We start from the raw sequence: 20,667 nt of genomic DNA on the forward strand, positions 1-20,667 counted from the left end.
CAATACGGTCTTGGACTACCACTCACGCGTGCGTGAAGGAAATGTTCACTTCGGCCGACGGCAATTGTAGGCCTTCCGAAAGCCGGCGGCCTGGGCGTCGTCCTCGGAGCAGAACCAGCGGTCCGGCTTGGTGGTCGCCGGATAGCTCGGGCAGCCGCGCAGATGATAGATGCCGATATTGCCGGTGACGCGGGCGCGCACCGCGAGCTTGCCCTTGATGCTGCAGCTGGGTGGCATGGTCAGCTCCTCCGGAAACAGCACGGCGCGGATCTCCTTGTCGCGGTCGGGTCGGCAGGCGGCGCCCAGCAGTGCGCCGTCCTTCTTGCCGCTGCGGAAATCTTGCGGCGCAACAAAGCAGCCCTTCCAGATCCCGGCCGCCGCCGTCTTGGCCTCGTTGGCCGCCGGCTTCACGTTGGCCTTGATCGGCTCGCGGGCGAGGGCAAAGCCGAGCTTGATCAGCTGCTCGTTCAAGCTGGCCTTGTCGCCCTCGGCCGTGCAGATGGCGCGGTGGCGCTTGCCAAAACTCTTCTCGGGTCCGACATCGTCGCAGCGCACCGTCCGCTTGTTGACCAGCTTGGCCAGCTGATCGCGGGCCTCGATGCCGCAGGTCCAGGTATCGACGTGATCGTCGATGCAGACCTGGTCCAGCTCCGGCGCGTCGACGCCGTCGAGCCGGTAGGTGACGTCTCCGACCTGGATGGAGTTGCCGTCCCGGACCGTCGCGGCGCCGGTCAGCGCGGAAACCGGTCCGGACGAGGCCAGAAATCCGGACAAGGCGAGAAACGAAACGAGCGCAAAAGCGCGGGCGGCGGCAAAGAATTTCTGGAAGGACATACGGTCTCGCTATCGATGGCTCGTGCGCCCCGTTCCTAGCATCCGGATGTGGCGAGACCAATGGTCTGCGCCGCGCGAAGTGCGACATTCCCGCCCCGCAGCTTTACTCCGCCGTCGCTCTGCCCCTATCGTTTACCGGCCCTCGCGACACGCGAAAGGCCGAATCGCCCGGTAAGCGGCGAGGGGGGAGGACAAGGTTGCGATGAAAGACCCCGTGGACGTCCTGATCATCGGCGCCGGCGCTTCGGGCGCGGCGGTGGCGTGGTCGCTGGCCGAGACCAAGATGCACATCCTCTGCCTGGAGCAGGGCGGCTGGATGAACCCGGCGGAATATCCCAGCACGGGCCGCGACTGGGAGGCCAAGTTCTACGGCGAATGGTCGTCGAGCCCGAATGTCCGTGGCCGGCCCGAGGACTATCCGATCAACGACGACAACTCTCCGATCAAGGTCGTGAACTACAACGCCGTCGGCGGCTCGACCGTGATGTACACCGCGCACTGGCCGCGGCTGCATCCCTCCGATTTCAAGGTGAAGACGCTGGACGGCGTCGCCGACGACTGGCCGATCGACTACGACGCGCTGACCCCGTTCTTCGAGGAGAACGACCGCATGATGGGCACGTCGGGGCTATCAGGCGATCCGCTTTCGCCGCTGACGAATCCGCCCATGCCGCAGCAGCCGATGGGCTTGTCCGGGGCCATCATCGCCAAGGCCATGAACAAGCTCGGCTGGCATTGGTGGCCGTCGGACACCACGGTCGCGACGATGGACTATGAGGGGCGGGCGCGCTGCATCAATCTCGGCCATTGCACGCCGGCCTGCGCCCAAGGCGCAAAATCCTCGACCGACATCACCTATTGGCCGCACGCCATTCGCGCCGGTGTCGAGCTGCGCACCCATTGCCGGGTGCGCGAGATCACCACCGACGAGAACGGCATGGCCTCGGGCGTGGTCTATTATGACAAGGACGGCGTCGAGCAGTTTCAGCCTGCGCATGTCGTCATCATCGCCTGCAACGGCGTCGGCACGCCGCGGCTGCTGCTGAACTCGGCGTCCAGCCGCTTTCCGAACGGGCTTGCCAATTCTTCCGGCCTCGTCGGCAAGAACCTGATGTTCCATCCCTATGCGCAGATCTATGGCTATGTGAAGGAGCCGACCGACTCTAACCGCGCGCCGCCGACCTGCCTGTGGAGCAAGCAATGGTATGACACCGACCTGTCGCGCGGCTTCGTGCGCGGCTACGGCGTCCAGTTCGTGCGCGGAGCCGGGCCGGTGTTCGAGGCCGTCGTCAGCGAGCAGAAGGGCATTTTGCCCTGGGGCGAGGATCATCACCGCGTCTTCCGCAAGCTCAACGGCCACCGGCTTGGTTTCTCCGCAATCTGCGAGGATCTGCCCGAGGAGCACAATCGCGTCACGCTCGATCCGGTGCTGAAGGACAGCCACGGCATACCCGCGCCGAAGATCGACTACACGATCAGCGAGAACAGCCGGAAGATGATGGAGCACGCGCTGGCGCGCGGCCGGGAGTTTCTCGAGACGGCCGGCGCGACCGACATCTGCGTCAACTCGCCGATCCCCTGGGGCGGTTGGCACCTGCTCGGCACGGCGCGGATGGGCACCGACCCCGAGCGCTCCGTCGTCAACGAATGGGGCCGCTCGCACGACGTGAAGAACCTCTTCATCGTCGACGGCAGCATCTTCGTCACCTCCGGCGGCGTGAACCCGACCTCCACCATCCAGGCCCTCGCGCTCTACATCGCCGACCAGATGAAGCAGCGCCTCGCCAATTTGTTTGATTGACCATGATGCGGATCCAAGCAAGCGGCGACCTCGGTGCACCTCTCCCGCTTGCGGGAGAGGTCGGCGCGGAGCGCCGGGTGACGGCTGCCTCCTCTCGGGGAATCCCTCCGCGGAGACACCCTCTCCCCAACCCTCCCCCGCAAGCGGGGGAGGGAGCGCACTGTCATCGCCGCACGAGCTTTGAAAGAGCACGCCATGTCTGATCAACCCACCCTCACGCCGCGGCAACGCGACGATCTCCGCGCCATCGCCGCGATGATCATTCCTGCCAGCGAGGAGTACAAGGTGCCGGGCGCCGACGATCCCGCGATCCAGGCCGACATGCTGGCAACGCTCGGCCGCGACACCAAGTTGGTGGCGGCGGCACTGGATCATCTGGCGCGGCTCGCCGGAGCGCCGCTCGCCGAGCTTGATGCCGCCAGGCGCGATGCGGTGGCGCAGGAGTTTCGCAATAACGGCGTTGCCGCCGCAACCCTCGTCCGTGTCGTGCTGCAATGCTACTACCGCGACGACCGCGTGCTGGGCTCGCTTGGGATCGAGCTGCGCGCGCCATTCCCCAAGGGCCATGTGCTTCCGGACGGCGACTGGTCGCTGCTCGATCCGGTCAAGGCGAGGGGCGGCGCGCTGAGGCGGGCGCCCTAGCCATCTGGGCAGTCCGGCCCTGCGCTCCAGGCGGGCCACTTGCGCCGGCGGGAACAGGCCACCATTTGTGTGAGCCTCAAGGACCATTGCCATGTTGGATTTCACCTCAGATATCGCCGATGACGTACCGTCATCGCGAAAGACGGCGGCCGCCCCGGTCGATGACCGGGCGCTGCTGGACGCCTATTCCAATGCCGTGATCGACGTCACCGACCGGGTCGGCCCTGCGGTCGTGCGGGTCGAGACCGGGCCGAAAGTGCCTGATAGACGCGAGCGCGGCGGGCTCGGCTCGGGCATCGTGATCTCGCCGGACGGACTCGTGCTCACCAACAGCCATGTGGTCGGCACCTCGAAGGAGATCCGGCTGCGCGACGTCGAGGGCCATGTCGGTGACGCCCAGGTGCTCGGCGTCGATGCCGACACGGATCTGGCGCTGCTGCGCGCCAACGGTGTGCGGCACTTGCCCTATGCCGCGCTCGGCAATTCCAAGAGCCTGCGGCGTGGCCAGCTCGTGATCGCAATCGGCAATCCGCTCGGCTTTGAATCCACCGTGACGGCCGGCGTGGTCTCGGCACTCGGGCGCTCGATCCGCTCAATGAGCGGGCGCACCATCGAGGACGTGATCCAGACCGATGCCGCGCTCAATCCCGGCAATTCCGGCGGGCCGCTGGTGTCGTCGCATGCCGAGGTGATCGGCATCAACACGGCGATCATCAACGGCGCGCAGGGCATCTGCTTTGCGGTTGCCAGCAACACCGCGCAATTCGTGCTGTCGGAGATCATCCGCCACGGCTATGTCCGTCGCGCCTACATCGGTGTCGCCGGGCAGACCGCACCGGTCCCGCGGCGGCACGCGGTGCTGGCCGGCGTCGAGAACAAGATGGGCGCGCTTCTGATGCAGATCGAGCCGGACGGCCCGGCAGCCAAGGCAGGCCTGTTGCCCGGCGACGTCGTGATCAGGCTCGACGGCGTCGAGATCAACGGGGTCGACGACCTGATCCGCGTGCTCGACCGCGACCGGATCGGTCGCCGGCTCGCCATGGACGTGCTGCGGCTCGGCCGCCTGCGGACGATCGATATCGATCCCGTAGAGCGCAAGCCGGCGCGCTGAACTGTACTGAATCGCCCGGTCCAGCGATGATGCAGAATGTGTGGCGAGCACGTGTCCACGATCTCGTCATTGCGAGCGAAGCGAAGCAATCCAGACTGTCTCCGCGGAAAGACTCTGGATTGCTTCGTCGCGAGGGCTCCTCGCAATGACGGTGGCGAGAGCTGTGCGCCTTTAACCGCTACTCCGCCGCCGCCGCAAAGCGGCTGTTCTCGAGCTCTGCTTCCAGCCGCGCCGTCTCGGCGGCCGCCAGCTTGATGTTGGCTTCCTTGACATGCCCGAAGCCGCGGATGGTCTCCGGCACGCGCGCGAGCCGCGCCAGCAGCGGGATCTGCTCCGCCCTCAGCCCGGCGATCCAACGATCTATCATGGCAAAATAGTCCTCGATCAGCTTCCGCTCCGTCCGTCTCTCCTCGGTGCGGCCGAACGGGTCGAACGCGCCGCCGCGCAGGAATTTGAGTTTTGCCAGCACGCGGAAGGCGTGGATCATCCAGCCGCCGAACTCCTGCTTTTGCAGATGTCCGGTCGCCTTGTCGCGCTTGGCGAAGATCGGCGGTGCCAAATGATACTTCAGCGTGAAATCGCCGTCGAATTTCTCCGACACTTTCTTGGCGAAGCTGCCGTCGGTGTAGAGCCGGGCGACCTCGTATTCGTCCTTGTAGGACATCAGCTTGAACAGGTTCTTGGCAACCGCTTCGGTGAGCTCGGTTGACGCGGGCGAAACCGCGCTCTCCGCCTTGCGCACCTTGGCGAGGGCTGCAAGGTAGCGGTCGGCATAGGCCTTGTCCTGATAGGAGGTCAGGAATTCCGCGCGCGTCGCGATGATGTCGTCGAGCGATTTGGTCGGCGCGGACGCGCGAGCCTTGAACTGGAGCACGCTGCGCACGCGCGACATGTCATGGGCGGCGAGGCGGCCCCAGGTGAAGGCGAGCTTGTTCATCTCGATCGCGGCGCCGTTGATCTCGATGGCGCGGAGCAGGGCCTCCAGCGACAGCGGGATCGCGCCCTTCTGGAACGCGAAGCCGAGCATGAAGGGATTGGTCGCGATGGAATCGCCCATCAGCGCCGCGGCAATGCCTGTTGCGTCGATAATGTCGAGGTTGTTGTCGCCGATGGCGTCGCGCAGCACGGTCTGCATCGCGCCCATCTCGAAGTCGAGATCGGGGTTTTGCACGAAGCTCGCGGTCGGCTGCAGATCGGCGTTGATGTAGGCCTTGGTCTCGCCGCGCTCGGCCCGGCTCAGCGCCGTCGTGCCGGCCGAGACGATCATGTCGCAGCCGAGGATGACGTGGGCGCCGCCCGTGGTGATGCGGACCGCGGAAATGTCTTCCGGCCTCCGTGCGATGCGCACATGGCTCATCACCGCCCCGTTCTTTTGCGACAGGCCGGTGAAGTCGAGCGCCGAGCAGCCGCGGCCGTCGACATGGGCGGCCATGCCGAGGAGGGCACCGATGGTGATGACGCCGGTGCCGCCGATGCCGGTGACCAGGATGTTGTAGGGGCCGTCCAGCTCACGCGCCGGCGGCAGCGGCAGATCGGCGAACAGCTGGCCTGAATCCACAGCCGACGTCTTCATCCGCTTCAACGAACCGCCATGGACGGTGACGAAGCTCGGGCAAAAGCCCTCGACGCAGGAAAAGTCCTTGTTGCAGTTCGACTGGTCGATCTGGCGCTTGCGGCCGAATTCAGTTTCCAGCGGCTGCACCGAGACGCAGTTGGAGGCCTGCGAGCAATCGCCGCAGCCTTCGCAAACCAGCTCGTTGATGAAGGCACGCTTGGCGGGATCGGGATAGAGCCCGCGCTTGCGGCGGCGGCGCTTCTCGGCGGCGCAGGTCTGGTCGTAGATGATGACCGTGAGGCCCTTGATATCGCGCAGCTCGCGCTGCACGGCGTCGAGCTCGCGGCGGTGGTGGATGGTCGCGCCTTGCGGGAAGTAATTGCCTTGCGGATACTTGCTCGGATCGTCCGAGACGATCGCGAGCCGCTTGACGCCTTCGGCCCAGACCTGATGGGCGATCTGCGCGACGTTGAAGGCGCCTTCGGCCGGCTGGCCGCCGGTCATGGCGACGGCGTCGTTGTAGAGGATCTTGTAGGTGATGTTGATGCCGGCCGCGGAGGCGGCGCGCAGCGCCAGCAAGCCGGAATGCGTATAGGTGCCGTCGCCGAGATTCTGGAAGATGTGATTCTCGGTTGTGAAGGGCGACTGGCCGATCCAGTTCACGCCCTCGGCGCCCATATGCGAGATCAGATCCGTGCGGCGGGTCGGCATGCTCAGGGCCATGCCGTGGCAGCCGATGCCGGCCATGGCGCGGCTGCCCTCGGGCACGCGCGTCGAGGTGTTGTGCGGGCAGCCCGAGCAGAAGAACGGCGTGCGCGCGAGCTTGATCGGCGTGCTCGTCGTGACCGGATTGTCGAAGGCCTCGAGCCGGGCCAGGCGCTGCTCCAGCACCGGGCTGTGATGGCCGAGCTTGCGCAAGCGCGCCACCAGCGCGCCAGCGACGATGGTCGGCGTCAGCTCGCCCTCGCTCGGCAACAGCGGTGCGCCGCGCTCGTCGCGCTTGCCCGTCACGGTCGGGCGCTTCGACGCATCGACGTTGTAGAGGATGCGCATCAGCTGGTCTTCGATGAAGCCGCGCTTCTCCTCGACCACCAGCACGTCCTGCAGGCCCTCGGCGAAGCGCTTCGCGCCGCTTTCCTCCAGGGGCCAGGTCAGTGCGACCTTGTAGATGCGCAAGCCCAGGTCCTGCGCGTCCTTGTCGGTGATGCCCAGATCGGCGAGCGCCTGGCGCAGATCGAGATAGGCCTTGCCGGTCGCGACGATGCCGAGCCGTGCGGGCTTGGAATCGAGCACGATGCGGTCGAGCTGGTTGGCGCGGGCGAAGGCCTGCACCGCCGCCATCTTCGGCCCGAACAGTCGCTTCTCCGCCTCCAGCGGCGGATCGGGCCAGCGGATGTTGAGGCCGCCGGGCGGCATCTCGAAATCGTCGGGAAGCGCGATCCTGATGCGTTCCGGGTCGCTGTCGATCGAGGCCGAGCTCTCGACGGTCTCGCTGATCGCCTTGAAGCCGACCCAGCAGCCGGAGAAGCGCGACAGCGCAAAGCCGTAGAGGCCGAGGTCGAGATAGTCCTGGAGCGTTGCCGGGTTGATGACGGGGATCAGCGCCGCCGCGAACACCTGCTCGCTCTGATGCGCCAGCGTCGAGGACTGGCAGCCATGGTCGTCGCCGGCGAGCGCGAGCACGCCGCCATTGCGCGAGGTGCCGGCGGCATTGGCATGCTTGAGCGCATCCACCGAGCGGTCCACGCCCGGGCCCTTGCCGTACCAGATGCCGAACACGCCATCGACCTTGGCGCCGGGAAACAGGCCGACCTGCTGGCTGCCCCAGACGGCGGTGGCGGCGAGATCCTCGTTGAGGCCGGGCACGAAGGCGATGTCGTGCTGAAGGTGCGACTTCGCGCGCCACAGCGCGTGGTCGTACATGCCGAGCGGGGAACCGCGATAGCCCGAGATGAAGCCGCCGGTGTTGAGGCCCTGAAGCCGGTCGCGTTCGCGCTGCAACATGGGCAGGCGGACCAGGGCCTGCGTGCCGGACAGGAAGATCCGCTTCGATGCGAGCCGGTATTTGTCGTCCAGCTCGACCTGCAACAGCGTCATTTCGGAAGTCCTCGTCTCTTGGCTCGGCGTGGGGTTTGCGCTGCGGGAGGGAGTGCGGCTGCGCGATGCGAATTGTGACAGTCAAAAGGATGGGCCCGCGAAGTCAATATCGCTGGCCGCATCCGTGGCGCTCCTGCTAGTCATGGCTTGCACGCGGAGGAAAACATGATGGCGTTCGACACCGAGATCACTCAGACCGGCGGCGCCTTGGTCGGGCCGTGGCGCCGGCCGCGACAGATGCTGCAGGCGCAAACCTACGATGCGCATGCCTCGATCCATGACGACGCCACCGCGCAGAAGCTCGGCTTCAAGGGCGGGACGATCGAGGGCCCGACGCATTTCAGCCAGTTTGCCCCGCTTTGCGAGCGGCAATGGGGGCAGGTCTGGTTCGAAAGAGGTTGCCTTTCTGCCCACTATCGCAGCGTCTGCTATGAGGGTGAAGAGGTGCAGGCGATCCTGATGGCTTCTTCGGCTGAGCAACCGGAGTGTCAAATTCAAATGGTCAAGCGGGACGGCACCGAGGTGCTGCGCGGCACGGCTTCCATCGTCGACAGTCCAACGGCTCTTGGTCTGCGTCTGCGCGAGCTTAAGCCGCTCGGCGACCCGGTGATCCTTCGCGACGTGCAAGTCGGTGTGACCGGCAAGCGGCAAACGGTGCGCATGGCGTTCGACCAGAACATGGGCGACCTCTATCCGTTCTCGCTTCGGCAGAAGCTCGCCGTCATCACCGAGCGCTCGCCGTACTATTCGGGCGCGGACAATCCGTGGGGCAAGCCGATCATCCCGATGGAGATGCTGAGCGTGCTGTTCCAGTACCGCTCCAAGGACGATCCGCTGCCGGCCAAGGGCCCGGCCGTCGGTCTGTTCGCCGACCAGGAGATCCGCCTGCTGAAGGGCCCACTCTTCGTCGACGAAGAATACGAAGTCGAGCGCGAGGTGGTCGCGCTCTCGGCCAGCCGCCGCACCGAAAGCGCCTGGGTCAAGACGCGCGTGTTCGACAAAGCGGGCACGATGGTCGCAACCATGCTGCTCAACGCGGCAACGCTGAAGGACTCTTATGCGCCGTATGAGGAGGAGTATCGGCGGCTGTATGGGGCAGGGCGGTAGCCTCTGCTCGTCATTCCGGGGCGCGCCTAGCGCGAACCCGGAATCCATTTCACCTCGCGTACCGCGGCCCGATGGATTCCGGGCTCGACGCTGACGCGTCGCCCCAGAATGACGGCGGAACGAGAGTCGTGGCCCGCTTATCCTTTAAGCAAATGCACGTCGCAAAGCCGTCGCACAGCGAATGAGCAGGCGCGGGCTCTTCCGATAACATTCTGATAGCGCAGAAAATTTCCTCGCGCGGTGCTCCGGACCGCAATTGTACACAATGGCACGGCGCTTGCAGAACTCCCGGCCAAGAGAGTTCTCGCGGGGCCGTCATGTTGAACTCAGCCAAGCCAACAAAGGGCATCGTCAGCGCCGAGCCCGAGCCGATCACGCTCGACTGGCCCGCCACCGCGCTTCTCATCATCGACATGCAGCGGGATTTCATGGAGCCCGGCGGCTTCGGCGAGACGCTGGGCAACGACGTCAGCCAGCTCGCGCGCGCGGTGAAGCCGATCGGCGCGGTGCTGACGGCGGCGCGCGACAGCGGCATGTTGGTCATCCACACGCGCGAGGGCCATCTGCCCGATCTCTCCGACGCGCCGCCGGCGAAGGTCGAGCGCGGCGCGCCGAGCCTTCGCATCGGCGATCCCGGTCCGATGGGGCGCATCCTCATTCGCGGCGAGGCCGGCCACGACATCATTCCCGAGCTCTATCCGCTCGACAGCGAAATCGTGATCGACAAGCCCGGCAAGGGGGCATTCTACGCGACCGAGCTCGGCGAGGTCCTGGAGAAATACGGCATCGAGAATTTGCTCGTGTGCGGCGTCACCACGGAAGTGTGCGTCAACACCACGGTGCGCGAGGCCAATGACCGCGGCTATCGCTGCGTCGTCATCGCCGACGGCTGCGCGTCCTACTTCCCCGAGTTTCACGAGATGGGCCTGAAGATGATCAAGGCCCAGGGCGGCATCTTCGGCTGGGTCGCGGATTCAGCCGCAGTTTTGGAGGCGATGAAGATTTCGACCACATAGGGGGTACTATCATGAGCACATTGACGGGGACGGCCGGCAAGTTTGGATTCAAGCCGGCGCTATGGACATCGGGCGACTGGAACGCGTTTTTCGGCTTCGGCACCAACATCCTCGTCAACATGCTGGTGCTCACGGGCCTGTTGCGCTTCGTGCTGAAGATGCCCGATAGCCTCGTGTTCGGCCGCATCCTGCCCGCGCTGGGGCTGATGATGTGCCTGTCCACCTTCTATTACGCCTATCTCGCCTATCGCCTCGCCCAGAAGACCGGCCGCAACGACGTCTGCGCGCTGCCGTCGGGCGTCAGCGTGCCGCACATGTTCATTGTCACCTTCGTGATCATGCTGCCGATCACGCTCAAGACCGGCGATCCGCTCAAGGGCTGGTCGGCGGGTCTCGTCTGGGTGTTCTTCCAGAGCTTTATCCTGATGATCGGCGGCTTTATCGCGCCGTTCATCCGCAAGATCACGCCGCGCGCGGCGCTGCTCGGCACGCTCGCCGGCGTTTCCGTCACCTTCATCTCGATGCGGCCGGCGCTCGAGATGTACATGACGCCGCAGATCGGCCTCGTCTGCTTCGCCATCATCCTGCTGAGCTGGTTCGGCGGCGTGAAATACTGGCGCGGCATTCCCGCGGGCCTCGTCGCCATCGCGGCCGGCATGATCATCGCCTGGGGCTCGAACCTGTTCGGGCTCGGCCTCGGCGGCCTGAGCATCGCGGGTGTCGGCGCGGCCTTTGCCAATTTCGGCTTCTCGGTGCCGATGCCGGCGGTGGGCTACGTCTTCTCCGGCTTCGAGTTCCTCGGCATCATCCTGGTCACCGCCATTCCGTTCGGCATCTACGACCTCGTCGAGGCCATGGACAATGTCGAGAGCGCGGAGGCTGCCGGCGACGACTATCCGACCACGCGGGTGCTCACCGCCGACGGTGTCGTCAGCCTGATCGGCTGCCTGATGGGCAATCCCTTCATCAACGCCGTCTATATCGGCCATCCCGGATGGAAGGCGATGGGCGGCCGCATCGGCTATTCGGCGGCGACCGGCATCATGGTGGTGGTGCTGTCCTGGTTCGGCATCATCTCGGTGCTGCTGGCGCTGGTGCCCGTCGTCGCGATCTCGCCGATCCTGCTCTACATCGGCATGCTGATCGGCGCGCAGGCGTTCCAGACCACGCCGGTCAAGCATGCGCCCGCGATCGTGCTGGCGCTGACGCCGCATTTGGCCGCCTGGGCCAAGCTCCAGATCGACACCATGCTGGGCTCGACCATGATGGCCGCGGCATCGGTTGGCGGGCTCGCCGCCGACAAGGCGGACGCGGTCAAGGCGGCCGCGATTGCCGCGCTGCCGCAGCAGGGCGTGTTCTATCACGGCCTCGAGGTGATGGGCGGCGGCTCCATCCTCGGCGGCCTCATCTTAGGTGCGATCGGCGTCTTCATCATCGAGCGCGATTTCGAGAAGGCCTCGGCGTTCGCGCTCGTCGGTGCGGTGCTGACCTATTTCGGCTTCATGCACGGCGAGGCCGTCGGTATTGGCGGCGGCTTTGGCGTGACGCCGGCGGTCGCGCTGGCCTACGCCGTGGTGGCCGCCGGCCTGTTCGCCGCCAGCAAGCTCGGCGCCAGCGAGCACTACGCCGCGCATCCTGAGATGTCGGCAGCGCCGGCGGAATAAGGCGAAATCGCAACAAGAGCGGCCGGGCGACGAGGAGGCGTCCGGCCGCTTCATTTTTCATCCGCCCTTCACCGCCCCCGCAGTCAGCCCGGCCACGATCTGCCGCTGCGCCAGCACGGTGAGCAGCAGCACCGGGAAGGTCACGATCAGCGCGGCGGCGGCCAGCGGGCCCCAGCTCAGCTGGTCGAACGAGATCATGTTATAGACCGCAACCGGCAGCGTGCGGGTCTCGCGTCCCGCCAGCACGATGCCGAACACAAAGTTGTTCCAGGAGAAGATCACGGCGAGAATGAAGGCGACCGCGATGCCGGGCTTGGCAATCGGCAGCGCAACGTGGCGGAAGACCTGCCAGCGGCCGGCGCCATCGATCAGGGCGGCTTCCTCCAGCTCCATCGGCGTCGTCTCGAAATAGCCGATCATGATCCAGATCACGATCGGCACGGTGACGACGAGATGGATGATGATCTGCGGCACCAGCGTGCCGAGCAGGCCGAGCCACTGGAACAGCAGGAACAGCGGGATCAAATAGGATAGGCCGGGCGTGATGCGGGCGATCAGGATCACGATTGCGGATTTATGCGCAGCCATGCGCGCGATGCCGTAGCCGGCGGGGACGCCGACCATGAGCGCCAGCACCGTTGCGCTGCCGGTAACGATCAGACTGTTGATGAAATAGGTCAGGAAGCGGTTGGAGGCGAGCACGTCGGCATAGTTCTTCCAGGCGATGCGATCCGGAAAGAACACCGGCGGGTAGGCCGCATTGTCGACCTCGAACTTGAGTGACAGCGAGAGCATCCAGAGGAAGAACAGGATGGCCGGCGAGACGATGACGAGCACGGACAGCCACAGACCGATTTTGCCGATGATCTGACGGGGTGTCATGCGCCGCTCGCGATCTCGGTCCACAGCATGCGCTGGCGGGCGTAGAGCATCACCGCCGCGAGCAGGACGATCAGCAGGAAGAACACGACCGCGATGGCCGAGCCGTAGCCGAGGTCGTAATAGGTGAAGGCGACGCTGTAGAGATAAATGTTGATCGTCTCCGATGCCGAGCCCGGTCCACCTTGCGTGATCGCGAAGATGATGTCGAAGCTCTTCACCGCGTCGATCATGCGGATCATGCCGGCGATGAACAGGAACGGCATGATCAGCGGCAGGGTGATGAAGCGGAACACCTGCCAGAAGCTGGCGCCGTCGATCTGCGCGCTCTCGTAAGGCTCGGTCGGGATCGCGGCGAGGCCGCCGAGCACGATCAGCATCACCAGCGGCGTCCACTGCCAGGTCTCGACCAGCACCAGCGAGGGAATCACGGTCGCGGGATGAAAGACCCAGAGCTGCGCAGGAATCCCGACCAGCGACAGCAGGTAATTGAGCACACCGAGCTGCGGGTGGAACATCATGGTCCAGACCAGTGCGATCGCAACGGGCGTCGCCATCATCGGCATGATGAAGATGCCGCGCAGAAATCCGCGGCCGGCGAAGTTCTGGTGAAACACCACGGCAGAGAGTGTGCCGAGGATCAGCGGCAGCACCACCGACAGCACGGTGTAGACCAGCGTGTGGCCGACCGCCTCGAGAAACCGCGGATCGCTGGTCAGCCGCAGATAGTTGGAGAATCCGACGAAGGTGGTGGGCGAGCCGACCTTCCATTCGTTCAGGCTCATCCAGATGGTGAAGACCCACGGGAAGATAATGATGGCGAGCACGACGACCAGCGCCGGCACCACGAACGGCCAGTAGGATGGCGGCCGCAGCTCCTTCTCCGGCGCGGCTTCGGTCGAAGCCGCGGCCGGAGTCGATTGTGTCAACGCACTCACGCTTTTTCGCTACGCTCCAGGATCGGCCGGAACTGCTCGTGAGCCTTTTTCAGCTCTGTGGCGGGGTCGGTACCTGTGATGGTCGAGGTAATTGCGGCGCCGACAAGATCGCGGAATTCGGCGACCGGGATGATCACGGGCAGGCCGAGCTTGCTGATCTTGGCGGAATCGATCACCGATTGCAGCCATTCCTTGGGCATCTTCACGCCGCTCTGGATCTCGGGATCGTTCAGGATCGAGTTGCGGAACGGCACGCCGCCACCGGCCTGCAGCAGCCGCGCACCCTGCTTCTTCGAGACCACCCATTGGCAGAGCAGATAGGCGGCTTCCTTGTTCTTGCTCGCCGCAGCAATGCCGATGCCGTCGCCATAGGTGGCCGAAAATTGCCCCTTCGGTCCGGCCGGCACGACGGTGTAGCCGACCTTGCCGGCGACACGCGAGGCGGCCGGATCTTCCAGCGGCGGCGCCCAGCCAACGCCGTCGATCCACATTGCCGAGCGGCCTTGCGTGAAAGATGCCATCGACTCCATCCAGTTAAAGCCGACGACGCCGGGCGGAGCGACCTTCGTCAGCAGCGTCTGGTAGATTTTTGTTGCCTCGATTGCTTCCGGACCGTCGGTCAGGATGTTGCCTTTGGCGTCGAGGAATTCGCCGCCGCAATTGAGGAAGAAGTTCGTCCACAACGTCATATTGGCATTGCGCAGGCCTCGTCCGACGAAGCCGAAGGTGCCTTCCTTGGGGTCGGTGAGCTTTTCGGCAGCCGCGATCATCTCGTCGAAGGTCTTGGGCACCGCGACGCCCTTTTTCGCGAACAGCTCCTTGTTGTAGTAGAGGATGAAGTAATCGACCGACCACGGCAAGGAGAGCATCTGGCCCCTGTCGTTCTTGGCGTATTGCAGCCCCGCGGCCGAGAAATCGCTTTCGACGAGGTCCGGCGCGGTCAGCGTCGGGTCCTTCATGAACGGCGTGATGTCGGCGAGCCAGCCGGCTTTCTCGAACTGCCGCTTCTGCACGTGATAGCTGAGATGCACCACGTCGAAGCTCGGCCGTCCCGAGGTGAGCTCGATCACGACCTTCTGGCGCTGCTGTTGCTCGGGGATCTGCTCGGACTCGACCTGGATGCCGGTGAGCTCGGTGAACTCCTTGATGTTCTTTTGCAGGTTGTCGCCGCGCGGACCCTTGGCGAGGATCACCTCCAGCTTGGTCCCGGCGTATTTCTTCCAGTTGACCTCGGCGCGGGCGGGCAGGCCGGTCAGGCTGAGCGCGCCGGCCGCGGCGGTGCCCTTGAGCAGGCTACGGCGCGAGATGTCGTAATTGGCCAATGTAGATCCTCCCTTTGATTCATATTCTTTGGGAGGGATACTAGCGGCCGTACCACGCCTGCCTAGTCCTAATCTGCCATCAGGGACGTACGGCCGGCGTTTCCATCGGCAGGCCGCGCGCCCGCGACATCAGGTAGAGTTCGAGCGCGACCAGCTCGGGCGAGCCGTAATCATAGGCCTGGGCGCGGACCCCGCTCATGCAGCTGCGCAACCGGCGCTCGATCGACCCCAGCGTCTGCCACTCCAGGCGGTAGAGCGGATAGCCGGTCGGCTGCGCTTGCGTGATCGGGGCGCCGGCGAGGCGCTTGTCGAAATTGTCGTCATGGCAATTGGTGCAGGCAAGGTTGAGCTGGCCTTCGCGCTGCATGAAGAGGTCGCGGCCCTGGTCGACGAATGGCTTGAGCTGCGGATCGTCGCCTGCGGTGATCGGAATGCCGCGTGACTGGTGGCCGACGAAGGCGGACAATGCGAGCAGGTCGCGGCTCTCGTAGGGCAGCGGCGTCGCCTGCTGGTGATTGACGCGGCAGAGATTGATCCGCTGATCGAGCGTGATTGGGCGCCCCAGCGCCTTGTCAAAGGCGGGGTAGCGCGCCGCGACGCCCTTCATGCTGCTGCGCGCATCGCCATGACAGTCCGCGCAGGCCTTGTCGGCGGTGCCGATCGTCTTCTTCCACAGCTGCTCGCCGTCGAGCACGAACAGCATGCCGGGATTGGCGGTGTCGTCATCCTGCATCGCGCGCGTGTCCGGACCCATGAACGAATAGCCGGAGCGGCGCGCATCCGACGGGATCTCTCCGGCGAGCAGGGTGGGGCCCGTGACGAGCAATATCGCCACCGCTATCGCGCGCCAGGAGCTCATTCGACCGTGATCGATGCCGATGCGGTGGACGAATAGCCGTTGTCGCCGATCCACTCGAACTCGAACTTGCCGCTCTCCTTGGCGACCGTAAAGAACGACAAATATGGGTTCGCCGCGATCGCCGGAAACAGGTCGGCGCGAAAGATCTCGGCGCCGTTGTAGCGGCAGACGAAGCTTGTGATGATGTCGCGCGGCACGAGCTTGCCGTCCGCGGTGTGGCGGAAGCCTGTTTCCATGATGTGCGAAGTCAGCGTGCGAATCTCGATGATCTCGCCGCGTTTTGCTCTCGAGGGAACGTTGATGAGAGCGGACATCAGTTCAGCTCCTCGGTGCATGCCGCCAGCGTCACGACGATTTCGGCGGCAACCTGCCAGAACGTGTCGTCTGACAGGCGCGCGATCGCGACGACCTTCTGGGTGTCGGCGAGCCGGATCCGGGTCGAGACCTGGGCTCGGCCGGAAGATGGGCCAAAATAGAAATTGCCAATGTTCGGCTGCGGGTTCTTTTCGTTGAAGACGTGGACGCTCTTGACGTAGTCGTCCGCCGTCATCGGGCTCATCACGCTGACCGTCATCGGCACCGTGTTGCCGTTCTCGACCAGCGGCGGAATGTCGAGCTTGACCCGGCCGCTGCGAAGCTGTGCTTCGCCGACGACGTTGCGGATCGCGGTGTTGAGCATCGCCGGCGTCGCTTGAATCGGGCGCAGCGTTACGATTGGAATCGTCCCCGCGATTGTCACGCCTCTGGCGAGGTTCAAGAATTGTCGTCGCGTGGTTGGCATGAAGCTAGTCCCGAAGCGTTGCAAGAAAAGCCACGATGTCTTCGATCTCCGCAGCCGACAAGATTGGCTTCCCGGCAAAATTGCGTCCGACCCGAACGAGGCCGTCGTTACGATAATAGGACGGCATGATGGTCTCCGGATTGAAGCGGGAGGCATCGACCAGTCGGAGCCGCAACTGGCTCACGGACCACCGGTTCCCGGCACCGCCGAGATCAGGCGCGAGGTCGCCCTGGAACCGCGTTTCCGGGAATGGGCCGGAATGGCAGAGGATGCAGGTCGTCGTGCGTGCGAGCACCAGCGCGCGCCCGCGCGCGGCATCGCCGGGTGAGCCTGTGAGCGAGTCGGGAATGCCGTCGCCGACGATTGTGTAGGGCACGAGTTCTTCGGCTTGGGTCGGCAAGGCGAGGGCGAGGCTTGCCACGATGAGCGCGGCGATCGCAGCTACTGGATAGGATGGCTGAGGTCGCCGCGAGCTCCACTTACCTCTCCCGCTTGCGGGAGAGGTCGGCGCGCAGCGCCGGGTGAGGGCTCTTTCCATCATGGCCCTAGCCAAAGGTGTCCGCCGTGATGGTCTCAAACCAGCGCTCCGCTTCCGTGGCCTCGCGGGCGCGCAATTCGCGCGGTGCATCGACCGGGCTGGTGCCGCCCTCGACCTCGGCAAAGATGTCGCCGCGCGGCTGGTAGTGGCCGGCGAGCGAGAAGCCGTAGCCGGGCGCGACGACGTTGTAACAGACGCCGGTCAGGCGTGGCGTGTCCGGCGCGCGCCCGGTGAGGAGATTCACGATCGCGCTAGCGCAAGCCTTGCCTTGCGCGCTCGCAGCGGACGCCGATTTGGGAATGCCGCCGCCGAGGCAGGCATCGCCAACGACGTGGACGTTCGGAACGAGTTTCGACTCGAACGTGACGGGATTGATCGGGCACCAGCCGGTCGCGTCCGCAACGCCTGCGATGCCGGCGATGCGCCCCGCGCGCTGCGGCGGGATGACGTTGGCGACATCAGGGGTGTAGTTGCCGAACTCGGTGACGATGGTTCGCGTCGTCGGATCGACGGAGGTGACGCGGCCGCCTTGCGACAGTGCGACGCGCTCGATCATGTCGCCATAGAGGTCCTTCCACGCCTTCTCGAACAGCCGCTGCTGCGAGAACGCGTCCTTGGCGTCGAGGATCAGAACTTTCGAGCGCCGCTTTCTCGACGTCAGGTAATGCGCGATCAGGCTCGCGCGCTCGTAAGGCGCTGGCGGGCACCGGGAAGGATTGGCCGGGATTGCAATGGCGACCGTGCCGCCGTCTTCCATCGCTTCCAATTGCCGGCGCAGCAAAAGCGTTTGCGCGCCGGCTTTCCAGGCGTGCGGCATCGTCTCCAACGCGGCGTCGTCGTAGCCGGGCAGGGCTTCGAGATGGACGTCGATGCCGGGCGAGAGCACGAGGCGGTCGTAAGGCAGCGCGACGCCGTCGGTCGTCATCACGCTGCGCCGGTCCGGCTCGATCGCGGTTACGGCCTGGCCGATCACAGTGACGCCCTCGGCGGCGAGCTTGTCGTAGCCGAACTGCTGCGCGTCGATGTCGCGCAGGCCCGCAATCACCTCGTTGCTGAAGGGACAGGCGGTGTAGACCGCGTTGGGTTCGATCAGGATGACCTGCAAATCTCCCTGCGCATGCTTCAGCGCGCGGGCGCAAGCCGCGCCGCCGAACCCGCCGCCGACCACGACGACACGTCCCTTGGATTGCGCGCGCGAAATCGATGGCCGCGACAGTGTTGCGGCCGCCATGGTGATGCCGAACACGGCATTCCGCCGTGTCACCGGGCGCGTGGTCATCAGGGGCATTCGAAAAGGGCCGCGGCGGCAATCTCTCGCCGCCGCGGCATGTTGCTTTACGCGAAGGTGATGTTTTGGTCGCGCAGCGGCACCTGGCGGATGCGCTTGCCGGTCGCGGCAAAGTACGCATTCAGCACCGCCGGGGCCGCGACGCCGATGGTCGGCTCGCCGACGCCGCCCCAGAATCCGCCGCTCGGCACCATCACCGTCTCCACCTTCGGCATCTCGTTGATGCGCATCGAATTGTAGGTGTCGAAGTTGGTCTGCTCGATCTTGCCGTCCTTCACCGTGCAGCCGCCGTAGAATAGCGCGGAGAGGCCATAGACGAAGGAGCCGGCGACCTGCCGTTCCACCTGCGCCGGATTGACGACGTAGCCGGGGTCGGTGGAGGCGACGATGCGATGCACCTTGATCTTGCTGCCGTCGGTCACCGAGATCTCGGCGGCGCCGGCGACATAGCTGCCGTAGCCCATCACCTGCGCGATGCCGCGATAGACGCCTTGCGGCGCCGGCGTGGTCCAGCCGATCTTCTCGGCAACCGCGTTGAGCACCGCGAGGTGCTTGGGGTGGTTGCCCATCAGCTTGCGGCGGAATTCGAGCGGGTCCTGGCCTGCGGCCTGGGCGAGCTCGTCCATGAAGCATTCCATGTAGATCGCGTTGTGATTGACGTTGACGCCGCGCCAGAAGCCGGGCGGGACGTGCGGGTTGCGCATCGCATGCTCGACCAGAAGGTTCGGCACCGAATAGCCGAACGCGGCTTCGCCGGATTGGGCGACGCCCTGGAACGCCGCGGGGTCCATCCCGTTCTGCAACGCTTCGGGGCGGAGCGAGAACAGGATCGATTGCCCGGACAGGCGGTAGTGCAGGGCGATCAAATTGTTGTTGGCATCGAACGCGCCGGTCATCTTGCACTGGGTGATGGGGTGATACCTGCCGTGCGCCATGTCCTCTTCGCGCGACCACAACAGCTTGATCGGCGTGCCCGGCATTTGCTTGGCGATCATGACGGCCTGGCGGACATAGTCGGTCTGGCCGCGCCGGCCGAAGCCGCCGCCTGGCATCACCTTGTGAACGTCGCACTTCTCGGCCGGCAAGCCGGACGCTTCCAGCACCGCTGCAAACGCCGCCTCGCCGTTCTGCGTGCCGCACCAGACCTCGCATTTGTCCGCGGTGTAGAGCGCGGTGGCGTTCATCGGCTCCATGGTGGCGTGGTTCTGGTAGGGATAGGCATAGACAGCCTCGACCTTCTTGACGGCACCGGCAATCGCAGCCTTGGCGTCGCCGTTCTTGTTGCCGACATAGGCCGGCTGCGAATTGTCGAGCCCCTCCGCCAGCCATTTCGCGATCGACTCGCTGGAAACCTTTGCGTTGTCGCCTTCGTCCCAGACGATCGGCAGCGCCTCGAGCGCGGTCTTGGCGTGCCACCAGGTGTCGGCGACGACGGCGACCGCGGTGTCGCCGACCTTGACGACCTTCTTGACGCCTTTCATGCCGGCGATCTTGGCTTCGTCGAAGCTCTTCAGCTTGCCGCCGAACACGGGGCAATCCTTGATCGCGGCGTTCAGCATGCCCGGCAGCTTGACATCGATGCCGTAGACCATCGCGCCGGTGGTCTTGTCGGCGGTGTCGAGCCGATTGACGCCCTTGCCGATCAGCTTCCAGTCTTTCGGATCCTTCAGCTTGACGTCCGCCGGCGGCGTCAGTTTCGCCGCAGCCTCGGCGACCTTGCCGTAGGTCGTGGTCCGGCCCGACGGCGTATGGGTGATGACACTGTTCTCGGCCTTGCATTCGGAGGCCGGCACTTTCCAGGCGTCGGCTGCGGCCTGGATCAGCATCACGCGCGCGGTGGCGCCGCCCTTGCGGACATAGTCTTGCGAGGAGCGGATGCCGCGGCTGCCGCCGGTGGAGAAATCACCCCACACGCGCTTGCGGGCGACGCTCTGGCCCGGCGTCGGATATTCGGTGGTGACCTTGGTCCAGTCGCATTCGAGCTCCTCGGCCACCAGCTGGGCGAGGCCGGTCAGCGAGCCCTGGCCCATCTCCGAGCGGGCGATGCGAATCACCACGGTGTCGTCCGGCCTGACCACGACCCAGGCGCCGATCTCGGGCGAGCCGTCGGCCGCGCGGACCACGGCGGGGCCGCCGAAGGGGAGGTCGAGGCCGATGGCGAGGCCCGCACCGACCGCGGCCGTGCCAATGACGAAGGCGCGGCGATTGAGCCGCGGCGAGATATGCTTGTTCATG

17 protein-coding genes are annotated in these 20,667 nt (G+C 65.3%); 6 read left to right on the top strand and 11 right to left on the bottom strand.

Annotated elements, in window-relative coordinates:
* Positions 1–45: 45 nt before the first annotated feature.
* On the bottom strand, positions 46–834 hold the full coding sequence (locus N2602_RS11555; RefSeq protein ID WP_260382706.1) for a thermonuclease family protein: 789 nt from the start codon (positions 832–834) through the stop codon (positions 46–48).
* Positions 835–1,036: 202 nt separating this feature from the next.
* Between N2602_RS11555 and N2602_RS11560 the strand changes: the two genes are divergently transcribed.
* The 3 genes from N2602_RS11560 to N2602_RS11570 all read left to right on the top strand — a co-directional run bounded on the left by N2602_RS11560 (position 1,037) and on the right by N2602_RS11570 (position 4,388).
* Positions 1,037–2,635 carry a GMC family oxidoreductase gene (locus N2602_RS11560; RefSeq protein ID WP_260382707.1) on the top strand — a complete coding sequence of 533 codons (1,599 nt, stop codon included), beginning with the start codon at positions 1,037–1,039 and terminating at the stop codon, positions 2,633–2,635.
* Positions 2,636–2,830: 195 nt separating this feature from the next.
* Positions 2,831–3,277, top strand: coding sequence for a gluconate 2-dehydrogenase subunit 3 family protein (locus N2602_RS11565; RefSeq protein WP_260382708.1), 447 nt, complete (start codon positions 2,831–2,833; stop codon positions 3,275–3,277).
* Positions 3,278–3,368: 91 nt separating this feature from the next.
* On the top strand, positions 3,369–4,388 hold the full coding sequence (locus N2602_RS11570; RefSeq protein ID WP_260382709.1) for a S1C family serine protease: 1,020 nt from the start codon (positions 3,369–3,371) through the stop codon (positions 4,386–4,388).
* A gap of 178 nt (positions 4,389–4,566) precedes the next feature.
* Here the strand turns inward: N2602_RS11570 and N2602_RS11575 are convergent, their stop codons facing one another.
* A complete protein-coding gene (locus tag N2602_RS11575) occupies positions 4,567–8,040 on the bottom strand; it encodes an indolepyruvate ferredoxin oxidoreductase family protein (RefSeq protein WP_260382710.1) in 3,474 nt (1,157 codons plus the stop codon).
* 165 nt (positions 8,041–8,205) lie between these two features.
* Here N2602_RS11575 and N2602_RS11580 point away from each other — a divergent pair, with 165 nt between their 5' ends.
* The 3 genes from N2602_RS11580 (at position 8,206) to N2602_RS11590 (ending at position 11,827) form a co-directional block, all read left to right on the top strand.
* Positions 8,206–9,147, top strand: a complete 942-nt coding sequence (locus N2602_RS11580) for a hypothetical protein (protein WP_260382711.1) — start codon at positions 8,206–8,208, stop codon at positions 9,145–9,147.
* Positions 9,148–9,464: 317 nt separating this feature from the next.
* Positions 9,465–10,163: a cysteine hydrolase family protein gene (locus tag N2602_RS11585; RefSeq protein ID WP_260382712.1), complete on the top strand. Its 699-nt coding sequence runs from the start codon at positions 9,465–9,467 to the stop codon at positions 10,161–10,163.
* A gap of 11 nt (positions 10,164–10,174) precedes the next feature.
* On the top strand, positions 10,175–11,827 hold the full coding sequence (locus N2602_RS11590) for a regulator (RefSeq protein ID WP_260382713.1): 1,653 nt from the start codon (positions 10,175–10,177) through the stop codon (positions 11,825–11,827).
* A gap of 57 nt (positions 11,828–11,884) precedes the next feature.
* On the opposite strand, the gene N2602_RS11595 is transcribed toward N2602_RS11590, so the two are convergent.
* The 9 genes from N2602_RS11595 to N2602_RS11635 all read right to left on the bottom strand — a co-directional run bounded on the left by N2602_RS11595 (position 11,885) and on the right by N2602_RS11635 (position 20,666).
* Complete coding sequence (locus N2602_RS11595; RefSeq protein WP_260382714.1) at positions 11,885–12,709, bottom strand: carbohydrate ABC transporter permease; 825 nt, start codon at positions 12,707–12,709, stop codon at positions 11,885–11,887.
* Positions 12,706–13,644, bottom strand: coding sequence for a carbohydrate ABC transporter permease (locus tag N2602_RS11600; RefSeq protein ID WP_172783883.1), 939 nt, complete (start codon positions 13,642–13,644; stop codon positions 12,706–12,708). The genes N2602_RS11595 and N2602_RS11600 overlap by 4 nt, the downstream gene beginning before the upstream one ends.
* A complete protein-coding gene (locus N2602_RS11605; RefSeq protein ID WP_260382715.1) occupies positions 13,641–14,966 on the bottom strand; it encodes an ABC transporter substrate-binding protein in 1,326 nt (441 codons plus the stop codon). The genes N2602_RS11600 and N2602_RS11605 overlap by 4 nt, the downstream gene beginning before the upstream one ends.
* 79 nt (positions 14,967–15,045) lie before the next feature.
* Entirely contained in the window at positions 15,046–15,825 is a 780-nt protein-coding gene (gene soxA, locus N2602_RS11610) for a sulfur oxidation c-type cytochrome SoxA (RefSeq protein ID WP_260382716.1), read from the bottom strand.
* Positions 15,822–16,139 carry a thiosulfate oxidation carrier complex protein SoxZ gene (gene soxZ, locus N2602_RS11615; RefSeq protein WP_212254734.1) on the bottom strand — a complete coding sequence of 106 codons (318 nt, stop codon included), beginning with the start codon at positions 16,137–16,139 and terminating at the stop codon, positions 15,822–15,824. The genes soxA and soxZ overlap by 4 nt, the downstream gene beginning before the upstream one ends.
* On the bottom strand, positions 16,139–16,606 hold the full coding sequence (locus N2602_RS11620; protein WP_260382717.1) for a SoxY-related AACIE arm protein: 468 nt from the start codon (positions 16,604–16,606) through the stop codon (positions 16,139–16,141). Before N2602_RS11620 ends, soxZ begins: the two co-directional genes overlap by 1 nt.
* A gap of 4 nt (positions 16,607–16,610) precedes the next feature.
* Positions 16,611–17,027: a sulfur oxidation c-type cytochrome SoxX gene (gene soxX, locus N2602_RS11625; protein WP_260382718.1), complete on the bottom strand. Its 417-nt coding sequence runs from the start codon at positions 17,025–17,027 to the stop codon at positions 16,611–16,613.
* 124 nt (positions 17,028–17,151) lie between these two features.
* Positions 17,152–18,432, bottom strand: a complete 1,281-nt coding sequence (locus tag N2602_RS11630; protein ID WP_260382719.1) for an NAD(P)/FAD-dependent oxidoreductase — start codon at positions 18,430–18,432, stop codon at positions 17,152–17,154.
* Between the two features lie 47 nt (positions 18,433–18,479).
* Complete coding sequence (locus N2602_RS11635) at positions 18,480–20,666, bottom strand: xanthine dehydrogenase family protein molybdopterin-binding subunit (protein ID WP_260382720.1); 2,187 nt, start codon at positions 20,664–20,666, stop codon at positions 18,480–18,482.
* Position 20,667 lies beyond the last annotated feature (1 nt).

Source organism: Bradyrhizobium sp. NC92 (assembly GCF_025200865.1).
Classification (GTDB): domain Bacteria; phylum Pseudomonadota; class Alphaproteobacteria; order Rhizobiales; family Xanthobacteraceae; genus Bradyrhizobium.

What these genes read in the sequence shown, in the direction of transcription:
- N2602_RS11555 (WP_260382706.1), bottom strand. Translation starts at nt 834, where the DNA reads ATGTCCTTCCAGAAATTCTTTGCCGCCGCCCGCGCTTTTGCGCTCGTT.
- N2602_RS11560 (WP_260382707.1), top strand. Translation starts at nt 1,037, where the DNA reads ATGAAAGACCCCGTGGACGTCCTGATCATCGGCGCCGGCGCTTCGGGC.
- N2602_RS11565 (WP_260382708.1), top strand. Translation starts at nt 2,831, where the DNA reads ATGTCTGATCAACCCACCCTCACGCCGCGGCAACGCGACGATCTCCGC.
- N2602_RS11570 (WP_260382709.1), top strand. Translation starts at nt 3,369, where the DNA reads ATGTTGGATTTCACCTCAGATATCGCCGATGACGTACCGTCATCGCGA.
- N2602_RS11575 (WP_260382710.1), bottom strand. Translation starts at nt 8,040, where the DNA reads ATGACGCTGTTGCAGGTCGAGCTGGACGACAAATACCGGCTCGCATCG.
- N2602_RS11580 (WP_260382711.1), top strand. Translation starts at nt 8,206, where the DNA reads ATGATGGCGTTCGACACCGAGATCACTCAGACCGGCGGCGCCTTGGTC.
- N2602_RS11585 (WP_260382712.1), top strand. Translation starts at nt 9,465, where the DNA reads ATGTTGAACTCAGCCAAGCCAACAAAGGGCATCGTCAGCGCCGAGCCC.
- N2602_RS11590 (WP_260382713.1), top strand. Translation starts at nt 10,175, where the DNA reads ATGAGCACATTGACGGGGACGGCCGGCAAGTTTGGATTCAAGCCGGCG.
- N2602_RS11595 (WP_260382714.1), bottom strand. Translation starts at nt 12,709, where the DNA reads ATGACACCCCGTCAGATCATCGGCAAAATCGGTCTGTGGCTGTCCGTG.
- soxA (WP_260382716.1), bottom strand. Translation starts at nt 15,825, where the DNA reads ATGAGCTCCTGGCGCGCGATAGCGGTGGCGATATTGCTCGTCACGGGC.
- soxZ (WP_212254734.1), bottom strand. Translation starts at nt 16,139, where the DNA reads ATGTCCGCTCTCATCAACGTTCCCTCGAGAGCAAAACGCGGCGAGATC.
- N2602_RS11620 (WP_260382717.1), bottom strand. Translation starts at nt 16,606, where the DNA reads ATGCCAACCACGCGACGACAATTCTTGAACCTCGCCAGAGGCGTGACA.
- N2602_RS11630 (WP_260382719.1), bottom strand. Translation starts at nt 18,432, where the DNA reads ATGCCCCTGATGACCACGCGCCCGGTGACACGGCGGAATGCCGTGTTC.
- N2602_RS11635 (WP_260382720.1), bottom strand. Translation starts at nt 20,666, where the DNA reads ATGAACAAGCATATCTCGCCGCGGCTCAATCGCCGCGCCTTCGTCATT.